This window comes from Carnobacterium sp. CS13 (assembly GCF_016653495.1).
GTDB lineage: Bacteria > Bacillota > Bacilli > Lactobacillales > Carnobacteriaceae > Carnobacterium_A > Carnobacterium_A antarcticum.
In genome coordinates, this window is record NZ_CP067364.1 from 311,835 (window position 1) to 324,773 (window position 12,939).

The following is a 12,939-nucleotide window of genomic DNA, read 5'->3' on the forward strand; positions in this document are numbered from 1 at the left end:
ATACATACCTATACTACCTTATTCTATCTCTGGAATACAATCATTATAAACTACTTTAATAGACTATCTTCATTCAGGAATGTCTGTTCTTTTATATGCGCATGTGTAATACAAAGGGGAGTTGAACCTTTATTATCCTTAACTGTTCAGTGCATTAAGATGTAAGAACAGCAGATCTACTTATGAAAGGTTTGCTATTCTTAATACTTATCTTCGTTACTTTAATGAAATTTTCCATCACTTCGCGACTTTGGTAACAGAGAAATAACTTTAGACCTTAGGTTATTATTTCCCTTTTTTGTCGGTTTTCGCTAAAATTGAAAAAAAGGAGTTGCTATAAATGAATGAAGCAATGAAAGTAGAAAATATTAAAGAATATATGAAACCACTAGATGTTGAGGTATCGCAAAATTTTGTATACGGTTATACAGAACCAGGATTGCTATCTTCTTTTACTTATGGAGCATTAGCATCTTTTGTGGATATGAGTCACTTTTTACTGGTCTTTTCGCCAGAAGAAATTGTTTTGGTTGGTTTAACATTGATGGGTGACTTTGCAGACACCTATGTTCGTATTCCCCGGAAGGATATTGAACTATTTAAAGCAAAAAAAGGCTTGATCCAATATAAAATAGAATTAAAAGTTAAAGGAGATAAAAAGCTGAAGTTTAAGGCGAATAAAATGATAGCGGCTGCGAAATGGCAAAAGGGCAACATAGCTTTCCTTGAATCGAATAACTGGTATCAGCCATAAGAAATTCCATATGGATAAAAAAGAGCGATTGCTGTTACTGAGTGTATATAACTATATAAGTGATATTTTGCGATCTTCTCACTCGTTTTTTATTGAATTCAAAACCCGTTTTTTTAGAATAGATTTCGTTCAATATAATATATAATTGAAGTACATATAAAAGTCTTCATTTTCTAACTAAGGAAAGGGCTGAGTGGTGTGAGTGATCGCGAAAAACAACAAAAATACAATCGAGAAAACAATATATCTAGTTCGATGTACGCAAGAGTAAATGTCGGACAAAATGCGGATAAAAATAAGCTTGATAGTGCAAAAATGTCTCATACTGGCGGCAGTATGAACAATAAAGATGAAAGAGTAATAGATAATAATTCTCTTACTTATACTGTTTTGTATTATGTAATAGGATTTTTAGTTTCTTTTGTGATTGGCTTTATTCTTTTTCGATTATTTCATAACTATTTTTATAATGAAGGAATAAATGAATTGCTGCCATCTTTGTTATTAATCAGTATATCTCTTATAAGCGGGTTCTTGAGTTCAAGACTTGTTCTAAAAAAGATGAAGTAACAGGAATTGTTTTTTTGGATTTATAGTGGAATGACAACAATACTTTTATACGGACTAAAATCGTATATGAAAAAAGCTGGACCAAATTAATTTGGTTCAACTTTTTTTGGTTACAACTATTCGCAGCAATTTTATTGTTACAATTAGTTTTAGAGAATGTAAATTTAAAGAAGCGGGAGTTATGGTAGAAATGACTAGGGATTATGTTTTATTAGCAGTATTAGCTCTAATGGCAGTATTAACAGTAAGTTTTTTAACATTAGGAATTTGGTTGTATTTGAAGGAACGAAGAATTAAGAAAAATAGCATTAACCATATACTAGGGGAAGTGGTTAATTACTCATATAACCAATCACGGGCACCGGTCGTAGAATATGAAGTCAACGGTAAAAATTATAAAACCGCTTTGCGCTATTCAGTAGTCATAACAACTTCATCTACTTTTAAACCTATAAAATCAAAGGTAAAAGGCGATATACTAGACACGAAATTGAGAATTAGAAATAATTCTGCAGCTTCTATCAATATGACCATGCAAGAAGCCTTTCCACTAGGAAGTTATATGAACGTTTATTACAATCCTGATAAGCCAAAAGAGTCTTTTGTTGAGCGTTTTGCACCAAGTTATATAGGGCTGGTATTTATGTTTGCTTCAATTATTCCTCTATGTGGTATTGTTTTGATTACTCTTTTTTCCTGAATAGAGATAAAAAAAGTGCTCAGACTTTTCAAAAGCCTGAGCACTTTTTTAAGCATTTTCTATATTAGTTTGAATGGCAGCTTTTTTATCTTGCGCTGCATGCATTTTAACCATTACGAAACGGGCAAATGGCTGAATAATAACACTCTCGAAAAATAGAGCGAGCAAGAAATTACGAGGCCAAGCGTTGATAAAGTGAGTAAAGCTATCGGCTGATAAACCATTTCCGAAAATATCTCCAATAATCGTCATCGTAAAGGACATTCCCAATACTGTAAAAAGCGTGCGGAACATAATACGAGCAGCAAAGCCGTCTGTTGGTGAAATAAATTTAGAAGATATAAATTCTGCCCAGCGGCCGATTGCTAGTGGCTCAATAATCATAACGATAACCCAAATAATAGGTAGTGCGACTAACATGGTCATTGCAACATCTTTGTTGAATTCTCCAGCTGCAATGATCATGTTGATGGAGCCCATTACTAATACTGATAAAGTTACGATAATTGTGCCATATAAAAAGCCCTCTTTACCGTTTTTTGGTAATCTGTTTTCTTGTTGCATAATTATTTTTCTTCCTTTCGAAATCCATATTTGAGACCGACGCTAAATAGATAAGCAAATACAGCGATGAATAATATGCCAATAATAAATTACGCTATGGAGCGAATAAATGTCAGACATATCCATAAGCTGCATTAAATGCAAGTTGTACTGAAGATGTACCCAGTTTAATAAATGCAATAGTAAAGGGCTGCTTTTACGCAGCCCCAATTTTTATATTAACAAAGTCTATAAATGGGCTCTGTCTAATTTAATTGTTCACTTTTAAGATACTTGGCAATAATGCGGCAACTGTTTTTAAAGGTTTTGCGGATTTTTGCGTTAAACAAAGCATCATTGCGCCTTCGATTGAAGCTGTCAGCAATAGTGCCATAGCAGAAGCTGATTCATCTGAATAACCATTTGTTAACAGCTTCTTGCAGTAAAGGTGTTGAAGATTTTCATATAGAGCATTACAAGCAGTGCGGACCGGTTCACTCATCGTGGCCATTTCACTAACAATGCTGCTAAATGTATAGCCGATAATAGTGCCATTCTGTTCAAAGCTGTGAACCAACTTATCGATCATTGAGAGTATAGCGTCCTCAGCTGATGGGTATCGATTAAAAATAGCTTCGATATCTGTGGTGATGGCTTCATTCAAACCTTGCAAACAAGTAATCAATAATTCTTCTTTTCCATTTGGAAAATGATGATAGAGCGCTCCTTTTGTAACATTACAGGCTTTTAAAATCTCGTTAAGACCGACATTTTTATAGCCTTTTTGCTGAAAAAGGGACGTAGCAGTATCAATTAATAGCGATTTTGTATTCATATTTGATGTATTTCTCCTAACATACCAACGGGTCTGTTTGTTAGTATAGCAAACCTTTGCCCAAAAACATAGCTTTAAATTGAAAAAATTAAAACTAAATGAAAGCTTAACTGGCAAGGCATATGCCTTGTTTTAAAAAATTGGTTCAGGGATTTAGGAGAAATTTTTGTTTAGCCAATGATTAAGAACGCAACCATTTTGTCCATACTTCAGTTGTCTGAGTTCTAATAGAAAAAAATTAAAAAATTATTCTATTTAAACCAACTTGTTTTGTATTACAAGGGATTATTAGTTTCGTGATGTAGCTTACTCTATTTCGAAAAGATTCACCATCTTAAAAAAATTTAAAAGAACCTTTTATTAGTTAAAAACAAAAGGGTTGACAGTTAACGATTACAGACGTAAACTAAGTATAGAATTAAACGACTACGAATGTAAACGAAAAGAGGGTCTTAAATGACAACGAAAGTAAAAACAACGATTACTGAAGCTGAATGGGAAGTAATGCGGGTTGCATGGACAGCTGAAACGGTTACGAGCAAAGAAATCGTGGCTGTATTAAAAGACAAAATGAATTGGAAACCAGCTACGATCAAAACATTGATAGGAAGACTGGTTGAAAAAGGATTATTGGCCACTGAACCAGTGGGGAATAAATTTATTTACACACCTACTGTTAGTGAAGAAGATAGTGTTAAAAACGTGACACTGGATGTGTTTTCACAAATGTGCAATAAAAAGGTTGGCACAACGCTTGCCAATTTATTGGCAGAAGCAACCTTGAGCCATGAAGACGTGAGGTTGTTAGAAGAAGTTTTAGCTCAGAAAAAGAAGGAAGCTGTAGATGAAGTAGCATGTAATTGTGCTCCTGGCCAATGCAATTGCTAGTAGTAAGAAAAAAATAAGGAGGAGAGAGTATGACTCATAAAACATTTACGATTGAAGGCATGACGTGTGCTTCGTGTGCACAAACGGTTGAAAAAGCTGCTAAAAAATTACCAGGCGTTCAAGAAGCCAATGTCAATTTAGCGACTGAAAAGTTGACCATTGATTATGATCAAGCAAACCTGTCTGAAAAAGATATCCAAGCGGCAGTGGCTGATGCTGGCTATCAAGCCATGAGCCTCGATGTACAAAAAACATTCAATATTGAAGGAATGACATGTGCTTCGTGTGCACAGACGGTTGAAAAAGCTGTTGGGAAATTGTCTGGAGTTTCAACGGTCAGTGTAAACTTAGCAACTGAAAAGATGCAGATCCATTATGATCCGGCAACCGTTACAGCTTCCAGCATTACCCAAGCAGTAGCGGATGCAGGTTATGAGGCTGTCGAAGAAGTTGATTCTGCAAATGAAGCAGATGAGCACCAAGATAAGAAAGCGGTCTACATTCAAAGCATTTGGAAGAGATTTTGGGTTTCTACTCTTTTTACAGTTCCGTTATTGTACATTTCAATGGGACATATGTTGGGAGCACCTCTTCCTGAATTCCTGAACCCTGCAATGAATCCTGGTGTATTTGCCATTGCCCAACTTATTTTGACCTTGCCAGTTATCTTTTTAGGGAAAAAATTCTTTACAGTTGGTTTCAGAGCGTTATTTAAAGGCCACCCGAATATGGATTCATTAGTAGCTTTAGGAACCAGTGCAGCATTTATTTATAGTGCAGGAGCAACTGTCGGAGTTTTTATGGGACATCCTGATTACGCGATGGAACTATATTACGAATCAGCTGCAGTGATTTTAACGCTAATCACCTTAGGGAAATACATTGAAGCACTTTCGATGGGGAAAACTTCTGAAGCAATAAAAAAATTAATGGGCCTAGCTCCTAAAACTGCCCGTGTTATCCGCAATGGACAAGAAGTTGAACTGGCGGTTGCAGATGTCCAAGTCGGCGATAGCATCGTTGTTAAACCTGGCGAGAAAATGCCGGTGGATGGAACGGTCACTGAAGGAACAACTTCGGTTGATGAAGCGATGCTGACGGGAGAAAGCATGCCTGTCGAAAAAAATAAAGGCGACAATATCATTGGAGGCAGCATTAATACTAATGGGACGATTCAGTACGAAGCGACTAAAGTTGGGAAAGATACGGCTTTAGCACAAATCATCAAATTAGTAGAGGATGCACAAGGTTCAAAAGCGCCGATAGCTAAATTAGCTGACACGATTTCGGGTTACTTTGTTCCAATCGTCATTGGCTTAGCATTGCTTTCCGGTTTAACGTGGTTTGTCGCAGGACAATCTGGCATCTTTGCTTTAACGATCATTATTTCGGTTTTAGTGATTGCTTGTCCATGTGCGCTAGGACTAGCAACGCCTACAGCAATCATGGTAGGAACTGGAAAAGGCGCTGAACATGGCGTCTTGATCAAAAGCGGCGTAGCACTTGAAGCAACTCATCAAGTTCAAACAGTTGTCTTTGATAAAACGGGAACGATCACAGAAGGCAAACCTAAAGTAACGGACATCATCACTACGAATGAATTTCGTAAAGATGATTTGTTGCTGCTAGCTGCTTCAGCTGAAAAAGGATCAGAACATCCGCTTGGCGAAGCCATTGTCAATGCGGCAGAAGAGCAAAAGATGACCTTATTGAAGACGCATGATTTTAGTGCAGTTCCAGGACATGGAATCGAAGGAACGATAAATGATCAGTTTGTTTTATTAGGAAATAAAAAATTAATGGAGGAACGCTCTATCTCATTGGGAACGTTGATCACTGTTTCAGATGAATTGGCGGGCCAAGGAAAAACGCCTATGTATGTGGCGGTTGACGGTCAATTGGCTGGCATCATCGCCGTTGCAGATACGATCAAAGAAAACAGTAGAATGGCCATTGAGAAGTTGCATCGCATGGGATTAGAAGTAGCGATGATTACGGGCGACAATACCCGAACTGCTGATGCGATTGCCAAACAAGTCGGAATCGACCGCGTATTAAGCGAAGTTTTACCAGAAGAAAAAGCAAACGAAGTGAAGAAATTGCAAGCAGAGGGCAAAAAAGTTGCGATGGTAGGAGACGGGATCAATGATGCACCGGCTTTAGCACAAGCTGATATCGGAATTGCTATTGGTTCGGGAACAGATGTTGCCATTGAATCAGCGGATATTGTTTTAATGAGAAGCGATTTGATGGATGTTCCAACGGCAATTGAATTGAGTAAAGCAACAATCAAAAATATCAAAGAAAACCTGTTTTGGGCATTTGCTTACAATACACTGGGCATTCCTGTCGCAATGGGGATCTTGTTCCTGTTTGGTGGTCCTTTATTGAACCCGATGCTTGCCGGAGCAGCGATGAGTTTTAGTTCCATATCGGTTTTATTGAATGCTTTGCGGTTGAAACGATTTAAACCATCTTCAATGTAAATAGAAAAAAGCAAGACCACTAAATTTAAAGGAGACAGATAAAATGAAAAAAGAATTAACGATTGAAGGCATGAAATGTGAAGGCTGTGCCAGTACGGTTGCTGAAAAGTTTCAAGCAGTAGACGGTGTTGAACGCGTGATGATCGATTTAGACAGTAAAACGGCTATCGTAGAAAGCCAAAACGAAATTGATGCGCCAGTATTTCAAGGAGCACTGGCTGACACGAAATATAAAGTTGTAGAAACAGCAAACTAATGTAGTGAAAAAACGAAAAAAAACAGCTGCTGATTAAATTGGCGGCTGTTTTTCTTTTTAATCTATTTTAACCTTTAGTTTCTCTTTTTTTAGTAATGATAGGAGTGAAATCGGCATAAAATAAAAAATATAGGCGCCTGAACCCTTTTGAGTACCTTAAAGCTATTAAATGTCTATTGATAAGGTAGGCAAACTCCTTTTTAGTACCTTAAGTCTTTTAAATTGCTATCGATAAGGTAGGCAAGTACACTATATGCGCTTCTATGGCTTTTTGAGATGATTTTTGCATTCTAAGTGTCGCCAGCATAGTAAAAAAAGTTGACTTCCACAGCGTTATTCAGTATGCTTTGTTTATCAAATTCAAATTGTGAGGGATCATTATGGAAAAGCAATCAGCGATCCAGAATCAACTACAATTAAATAACTATTACTTTAGCTATCTTAGATGCTGTTTGTAGAAATGATTACTCATGGATGCAAACAACTAACAACTTTGTTTGTATCTATAATGGCTAGAGCTCTTTGAGTTTGATGAATTATGCCACATAGATGAAATTTAAAATCTAGGTGGTTATCACATAACTTTTATACTAAAACGTCTTTTTGTTAAGCGAAGACGAAACACCCACCTAGATTTTATACAAAATCTAAGTGGGTGTTTTTTATTGGTTAGAAAAGCAAGTTATTACTAACTGCTTATCCAAAAAAGAAGTGCTGATGGACTTTTAGTTTGGGTAAGCACAAAAATAGGAGGAAGAAGAAATGAAAAATGGAAAAAGAATAAACAATAAGCTGGCTGGTTTAGCTATAGCACTCATTGCCACATTGAGTTTGGCGGCATGCGGCAATTCAGCAGACAGCAAAGAAGATGAAGTCGTACATGTAGGCATATTGCAATTTATGGAACATGGTCCATTAACATCTGCACGAGAAGGGTTTCTAAGCGAACTGGCAGAAGCTGGTTACGTTGAAGGAGAAAATTTAGTGGTTGATTACCAAAATGCCCAAGGAGACCAAGCGAATCTGCAAAGTATGAGCAATCAATTAGCGGGAGAAAATGACGTGATTTTGGCTATCGCAACCCCAGCGGCTCAAACATTAGCTAATCTGACTAGTCAAGATCCTATTTTATTTACGGCTATCACTGATCCTGTCGATGCCGGTTTAGTGGAAAGCAATGACGTTCCAGGTACGAACCTTACAGGAACAAGCGACATGGTGCCTATTGAAGACCAAGTTTCTTTGTTGCTGTCTCTCACACCTGATGCTCAAACGATTGGCATTATTTACAATTCCAGTGAACCCAATTCTAAGATCCAAGCCGATTTAGCACAGAAAGCTCTTGAAGCTGCTGGAGTAAAGGTTAAAGTATCGACCGTTACAACAACGAACGATGTTCAACAAGTTATGACCACGCTTGCTGAAGAAGTTGACGGAGTTTACATTCCAACAGACAACACTTTGACCAGCACGATGCCGACTGTCAGCGAGATCGCAAAAGAATACGACTTGCCAGTAGTTCCAGGTTCAGCTGGAATGGTAGAATCTGGAGGATTGGCAACTTACGGTATCAAATACGAAGATTTAGGACGTCAAACGGCTCGGATGGCATTGGAAATAATTGAGAATGGGAAAAACCCAGCTGAAATGCCAGTAGAAACCTCAGATCATTTAGAATTGTTTATCAATGAAGAAACGGCTGAATCGCTTGGCATCGATCCTTCTAGCATTACCATGCCAGAAACAGCTGATTAAAATAAGCAGCTCACTTTATTATAGGGTAATTTAAAATTCAAATTTTTCTTCTAGTCTAATCCGTTAACTAAAATTAAAACCATATATTAGCGAATATTTTAAACGGATGTTTGAGAACGAGCGATTTTTCCGCGTAGCCGCAAACCAAGGGTGACCGCGATGATAGCTTTGATGATATCCCCGGGAATAAAGACAAACATTCCCATTTGGAAAATCTGGAAAACCGATAAATTAACTCCCAGGTATCCTGTTAAGATGAGGGCCATGTATGGAAGCCCAATGAGATAGAAAATTAATGAGCCTGCCAGAACAGCTAGTGAAACAGTTTTAATAGTAAATCGATACTGTTCTAAAATAAAGGCGATGACGTAAGCTCCAGCTGCAAAACCAAAAACAAAACCGAAACTTGGACTGAGGAAAGACTGAAATCCGCTTGTGATAAGAATCAAAATAATATGCAAACCTTGTGCGACAACAGCATTCCTCTTTGAGAGCAGTAATCCAGTCAATAAAGCAACTAACGTTTGCAACGTTAAAGGGATAGGGCCAAGAGGAATACTGATAAATCCGCTGATAAAGGTTAAGGCAGCCATAATGCTGCAATAGGTGAGATCCCTTGTACTCATTTTCATTTTTTGTTCTCCTTGTTAAACGGACGTTTGATGGTTATTTCACCATAAGACAAAGTACGCTGCTCGCCATTTTCCATCTTAACGATTAGGCCGCCTTGTTGATCAATATCGAGTGGAATAGCCTCAAATTCTTGTTTTCCTTGTCTAAAGTCGATTTTTTTCCCAAAGACAAAGCAACGTTCTTTGTAAGCTTCAAGGTACTCTCTTGTTTCAATCTGTTGATAAATATGGTGAAATTGATTTGTGATTTCAGCAATCAATTCATTACGAGTTGTTTCCGGGTTTTCTGTGGACAACAAACTCCCTGCAATAGATTGTAATTCAGCTGGGAATCCTTCAAGCGGCATTCTGAAATTTAAACCGATTCCTAGAATAATCGTTTCGATTGTTCCATTTTCAAAATTTGTGACGGCTTCAGTTAAAATACCAGAAATTTTATAACCGTCTAAGTAAATATCGTTCACCCATTTGATTTTTGGTTTCTTTTTGGTTATTTTTTCAATCGCCAAACAAACGGCGACGGCCGCAGCAGTTGTGATCAAAGTTGCATCCATCGTAGTCATCTGTGGTTTTAGAATAAGACTCATGTAAATGCCTGTTTTAGGCGGAGAATAGAAAAATCTTCCTAGTCGTCCTTTTCCTTTTGTCTGCTCTTCGGTTAAGACAATTGCTTCTGTATTTGCTTGTTCAACGATTATTTTCTTTGCTTCATTATTAGTCGATTCGGTGGTTTTAAAAATATGAAAAGGGCGATCTTTTAGTTCCGGCAGCAAGAAAGGGCGTATCGCTTCAGCAGATAAAAGATCAGAAGATGCCGAAAGACAATACCCTTTATTCGTTATCGCTTCGATTGCATAACCTTCTTCTTTCAATAAATTGATGGCTTTCCAAATGGAAGTCCGGGAAATTTTCAAGGTATTCGCTAATTCTTGTCCAGAAATAGCGGTGCCTTTATTTTTTTCTAAAAAAGCTAATACGCGTTGTTTTGTTGTCATATCATTCACCTCTGTAGTTTCTATAATGAAAGTGTAATAGGTAAAGGGTGCGTTGTCAACCGAATTTTTTATAAGGTTAACAATGAGGGGGTTCTAGCTGTTGTTGGACTAATAGTCATTAAATTGAAGTTTTTTATACTTTTAAACGAAACAGCGAAACAACTGGCTCAGTATCCATTATTTTTCAAACTCAATATGTTAAAATTAATGTGAAACTGCTAAAATTTAGTTAAATAACGTATACCAGCTATTTCCTTCAACTATTCGTGCGGCAGGGTAACGAGATTATATAGTGCAATACTGTTAAAACGTTCATTAGTTCTTCCAAACATTCCCGTTGATTCAGATAGTTCCTTAGGGAATCAAGATACTTGAAAGAGTACGTGTTAAATACGATTAACTGCCTGCCAAAATAAGAAGTATAATAAATGATCAATAAAAAAGAAAGATAGGGGATTTTTTAATGGACATGAAAGAATTTATAGCTTTTTGCAAGAACGGTTATCCAATTCCAGATAAAGACGAAGAATTGGAGGAATTAGCAGCTCAATGCAGTGATGAAGCTCAAAAAATTACCATGGCATTGAATACATCCTATCATTCACAAAAAGAAATCGTAGATATTTTCAGCGAACTGACAGGCAGCAAAGTCGATTCGTCTTTTGTCTGTAATCCGCCGTTTTACACGAATTTTGGTAAGAATATCACTATTGGAAAAAACGTATTTTTCAATATAGGTTGTTCCTTTCAAGATAGAGGCGGAATTAGGATAGGAAATGGCACCTTGATAGGTATGAATGTCACGATTGCTACACTTAACCATGGCTTATCTTTAGAAACAAGGAACACAACTTATCCTTCTCCAGTTGCTATTGGAGAAAATGTTTGGATCGGATCCAACTCAACCATCCTGCCGGGCGTCACAATTGGAAACGGCTCAGTTATTGCTGCAGGAGCAGTTGTTGCTAAAGACGTTCCAGAGAATACGGTTGTTGCAGGAGTACCAGCAAAAGCGATTAAAAAAATCAATAATGAAACAAAGTAAACAAATATATCTAAAGAGGAGGCGGGAAATAATGGAAAACAAAGAAAGACCGCATATTTTTTATGGGCAGCTAGACAACCCTGATTGGCCGCTTTATTTAGCTGCTACAGCAGAAGGGCTCTGTTTTATCGGCTCTTTAGATGAAGGATTTGACGAGTTAACAAAATGGGCTGAAAAATATACCCCTTATGCCTTATTAGAAGAGAACGAAGGCGAGGTAGCAGTATATGCTAAACAATTGCAAGAGTATTTCAAAGGGGAAAGAAGCCAGTTTGAATTGCCGATCGATACAACTGGAACTGCATTTCAACAAGAAGTATGGGCAGCATTAATGGAGTTGCCGTATGGCGCAACGACTTCATATGGAGAAATAGCCAGCAGGATCAATAAGCCTGGTTCTTCTCGGGCTGTCGGAACGGCTATTGGGAAAAACCCTGTTTTAATCGTTGTTCCTTGTCATCGAGTAATCCACAAAAATGGTGGGATTTCAGGGTATAGAGGAAAGCTGCCAATGAAGAAAAAACTATTAGAATTGGAAGCAGTAAGGAGGAATGGATACAGGTCGTCTATTCTTCTTGACTAATTAAAAATAGTCTTTATACTAATAATTAATTGCACAAATCGATTGTTTTCTAGGGTTCCGCAATCAACTGATTGGCCTGGACCGAGAGAAAACGCACAGTTTTACTGTGTCACGGAGGGACAAAAGCCCGGGAGTAACTGGTAACCAGTTTACTTTCGGGCTTTTTATTTTGCAATAAATGAGGAAGGGGAAGTTTTAATATGAATAAGCAGTGGGGAAAAGTATTGTTAGGCGCTGTTTGTGAAGTGCTATGGGTGATTGGTTTAAACCATGCTGCTAATATTTGGGCATGGCTAGGAACACTTCTTGCAATAATACTTAGTTTTTATTTGATTATTGCAGCAAGCCAATACATTCCAGTCGGAACAGTATATGCTGTCTTCGTTGGTTTAGGAACAGCAGGAACGGTTTTTTCTGAAATTATTTTCTTTAATGAACCTTTAAATATCAGTAAATTACTGCTGATTTTTCTTTTACTGGCAGGCGTTATAGGATTGAAGTTAGTGACCGAACAAAAAACTGAAAAAGGAGAGGTTTCGTAATGGCGTGGCTTTCATTAATTGCAGGCGGATTATTTGAAATAGTGGGTGTCATGATGATCAATCGACTAAACCAACACCGCAATTGGCAATCGTTAGTTTTATTAGCAGCAGGTTTTGGAGTAAGTTTCTTCTTCCTTTCATATGCGATGAAAACCATTCCTATGGGAACAGCTTACGCTATTTGGACAGGGATAGGAGCATCCGGTGGGGCTATACTAGGAATGTTGCTGTATGGCGAATCAAAAGATTGGAAAAGAATTCTTTTTATAGCAATGGTTTTAGTCGCAACGATCGGGTTAAAACTTGTCTCATGATAAAGAAATAATCACAAAAGTTGATTGAGAGAACCCTTCTC

The 12,939-nt window shown here is 37.4% G+C and carries 15 protein-coding genes and 1 riboswitch; of the genes, 11 read left to right on the forward strand and 4 right to left on the reverse strand.

The window, feature by feature from the left end; translation table 11 throughout:
* Positions 1-340: 340 nt before the first annotated feature.
* The 3 genes from JHE06_RS01520 to JHE06_RS01530 all read left to right on the forward strand — a co-directional run bounded on the left by JHE06_RS01520 (position 341) and on the right by JHE06_RS01530 (position 2,024).
* Positions 341-754 (forward strand): hypothetical protein, encoded by a 414-nt coding sequence (locus JHE06_RS01520; protein WP_201089132.1) that lies wholly within the window; start codon positions 341-343, stop codon positions 752-754.
* 198 nt (positions 755-952) lie between these two features.
* Positions 953-1,324: a hypothetical protein gene (locus JHE06_RS01525; RefSeq protein ID WP_201089134.1), complete on the forward strand. Its 372-nt coding sequence runs from the start codon at positions 953-955 to the stop codon at positions 1,322-1,324.
* 181 nt (positions 1,325-1,505) lie between these two features.
* Positions 1,506-2,024 carry a DUF3592 domain-containing protein gene (locus JHE06_RS01530; protein ID WP_058919814.1) on the forward strand — a complete coding sequence of 173 codons (519 nt, stop codon included), beginning with the start codon at positions 1,506-1,508 and terminating at the stop codon, positions 2,022-2,024.
* A gap of 48 nt (positions 2,025-2,072) precedes the next feature.
* On the opposite strand, the gene JHE06_RS01535 is transcribed toward JHE06_RS01530, so the two are convergent.
* Both JHE06_RS01535 and JHE06_RS01540 read right to left on the reverse strand, forming a co-directional pair.
* On the reverse strand, positions 2,073-2,588 hold the full coding sequence (locus tag JHE06_RS01535) for a hypothetical protein (protein WP_058919815.1): 516 nt from the start codon (positions 2,586-2,588) through the stop codon (positions 2,073-2,075).
* 250 nt (positions 2,589-2,838) lie between these two features.
* Positions 2,839-3,402: a TetR/AcrR family transcriptional regulator gene (locus JHE06_RS01540; protein WP_058919816.1), complete on the reverse strand. Its 564-nt coding sequence runs from the start codon at positions 3,400-3,402 to the stop codon at positions 2,839-2,841.
* A 456-nt stretch (positions 3,403-3,858) separates the two neighbouring features.
* On the opposite strand from JHE06_RS01540, the gene JHE06_RS01545 reads away from it, so the two are divergent.
* From JHE06_RS01545 to JHE06_RS01560, 4 genes are all read left to right on the forward strand, one after another.
* A complete protein-coding gene (locus tag JHE06_RS01545) occupies positions 3,859-4,290 on the forward strand; it encodes a CopY/TcrY family copper transport repressor (protein WP_058919817.1) in 432 nt (143 codons plus the stop codon).
* Between the two features lie 29 nt (positions 4,291-4,319).
* Positions 4,320-6,776: a heavy metal translocating P-type ATPase gene (locus tag JHE06_RS01550; protein WP_201089136.1), complete on the forward strand. Its 2,457-nt coding sequence runs from the start codon at positions 4,320-4,322 to the stop codon at positions 6,774-6,776.
* A 43-nt stretch (positions 6,777-6,819) separates the two neighbouring features.
* Positions 6,820-7,032, forward strand: coding sequence for a heavy-metal-associated domain-containing protein (locus JHE06_RS01555; RefSeq protein ID WP_201089138.1), 213 nt, complete (start codon positions 6,820-6,822; stop codon positions 7,030-7,032).
* Between the two features lie 762 nt (positions 7,033-7,794).
* Positions 7,795-8,787: an ABC transporter substrate-binding protein gene (locus JHE06_RS01560; RefSeq protein WP_058919820.1), complete on the forward strand. Its 993-nt coding sequence runs from the start codon at positions 7,795-7,797 to the stop codon at positions 8,785-8,787.
* A 98-nt stretch (positions 8,788-8,885) separates the two neighbouring features.
* Here the strand turns inward: JHE06_RS01560 and JHE06_RS01565 are convergent, their stop codons facing one another.
* Complete coding sequence (locus tag JHE06_RS01565) at positions 8,886-9,419, reverse strand: biotin transporter BioY (protein ID WP_231726732.1); 534 nt, start codon at positions 9,417-9,419, stop codon at positions 8,886-8,888.
* On the reverse strand, positions 9,416-10,414 hold the full coding sequence (locus JHE06_RS01570; protein ID WP_201089140.1) for a biotin--[acetyl-CoA-carboxylase] ligase: 999 nt from the start codon (positions 10,412-10,414) through the stop codon (positions 9,416-9,418). The genes JHE06_RS01565 and JHE06_RS01570 overlap by 4 nt, the downstream gene beginning before the upstream one ends.
* A 463-nt stretch (positions 10,415-10,877) precedes the next feature.
* Between JHE06_RS01570 and JHE06_RS01575 the strand changes: the two genes are divergently transcribed.
* The 4 genes from JHE06_RS01575 to JHE06_RS01590 all read left to right on the forward strand — a co-directional run bounded on the left by JHE06_RS01575 (position 10,878) and on the right by JHE06_RS01590 (position 12,898).
* Positions 10,878-11,459, forward strand: coding sequence for a sugar O-acetyltransferase (locus JHE06_RS01575; protein ID WP_201089142.1), 582 nt, complete (start codon positions 10,878-10,880; stop codon positions 11,457-11,459).
* 31 nt (positions 11,460-11,490) lie between these two features.
* Entirely contained in the window at positions 11,491-12,042 is a 552-nt protein-coding gene (locus JHE06_RS01580) for a methylated-DNA--[protein]-cysteine S-methyltransferase (protein ID WP_201089144.1), read from the forward strand.
* Between the two features lie 38 nt (positions 12,043-12,080).
* A riboswitch (guanidine-I (ykkC/yxkD leader) is annotated at positions 12,081-12,178 on the forward strand.
* A gap of 64 nt (positions 12,179-12,242) precedes the next feature.
* Positions 12,243-12,584: a DMT family transporter gene (locus JHE06_RS01585; RefSeq protein WP_058919824.1), complete on the forward strand. Its 342-nt coding sequence runs from the start codon at positions 12,243-12,245 to the stop codon at positions 12,582-12,584.
* Positions 12,584-12,898: a DMT family transporter gene (locus JHE06_RS01590; protein WP_058919825.1), complete on the forward strand. Its 315-nt coding sequence runs from the start codon at positions 12,584-12,586 to the stop codon at positions 12,896-12,898. The genes JHE06_RS01585 and JHE06_RS01590 overlap by 1 nt, the downstream gene beginning before the upstream one ends.
* Positions 12,899-12,939 lie beyond the last annotated feature (41 nt).

What these genes read in the sequence shown, in the direction of transcription:
- JHE06_RS01530 (WP_058919814.1), top strand. Translation starts at nt 1,506, where the DNA reads ATGGTAGAAATGACTAGGGATTATGTTTTATTAGCAGTATTAGCTCTA.
- JHE06_RS01550 (WP_201089136.1), top strand. Translation starts at nt 4,320, where the DNA reads ATGACTCATAAAACATTTACGATTGAAGGCATGACGTGTGCTTCGTGT.
- JHE06_RS01580 (WP_201089144.1), top strand. Translation starts at nt 11,491, where the DNA reads ATGGAAAACAAAGAAAGACCGCATATTTTTTATGGGCAGCTAGACAAC.
- JHE06_RS01540 (WP_058919816.1), bottom strand. Translation starts at nt 3,402, where the DNA reads ATGAATACAAAATCGCTATTAATTGATACTGCTACGTCCCTTTTTCAG.
- JHE06_RS01545 (WP_058919817.1), top strand. Translation starts at nt 3,859, where the DNA reads ATGACAACGAAAGTAAAAACAACGATTACTGAAGCTGAATGGGAAGTA.
- JHE06_RS01590 (WP_058919825.1), top strand. Translation starts at nt 12,584, where the DNA reads ATGGCGTGGCTTTCATTAATTGCAGGCGGATTATTTGAAATAGTGGGT.
- JHE06_RS01535 (WP_058919815.1), bottom strand. Translation starts at nt 2,588, where the DNA reads ATGCAACAAGAAAACAGATTACCAAAAAACGGTAAAGAGGGCTTTTTA.
- JHE06_RS01570 (WP_201089140.1), bottom strand. Translation starts at nt 10,414, where the DNA reads ATGACAACAAAACAACGCGTATTAGCTTTTTTAGAAAAAAATAAAGGC.
- JHE06_RS01565 (WP_231726732.1), bottom strand. Translation starts at nt 9,419, where the DNA reads ATGAAAATGAGTACAAGGGATCTCACCTATTGCAGCATTATGGCTGCC.
- JHE06_RS01520 (WP_201089132.1), top strand. Translation starts at nt 341, where the DNA reads ATGAATGAAGCAATGAAAGTAGAAAATATTAAAGAATATATGAAACCA.
- JHE06_RS01575 (WP_201089142.1), top strand. Translation starts at nt 10,878, where the DNA reads ATGGACATGAAAGAATTTATAGCTTTTTGCAAGAACGGTTATCCAATT.
- JHE06_RS01555 (WP_201089138.1), top strand. Translation starts at nt 6,820, where the DNA reads ATGAAAAAAGAATTAACGATTGAAGGCATGAAATGTGAAGGCTGTGCC.
- JHE06_RS01585 (WP_058919824.1), top strand. Translation starts at nt 12,243, where the DNA reads ATGAATAAGCAGTGGGGAAAAGTATTGTTAGGCGCTGTTTGTGAAGTG.
- JHE06_RS01560 (WP_058919820.1), top strand. Translation starts at nt 7,795, where the DNA reads ATGAAAAATGGAAAAAGAATAAACAATAAGCTGGCTGGTTTAGCTATA.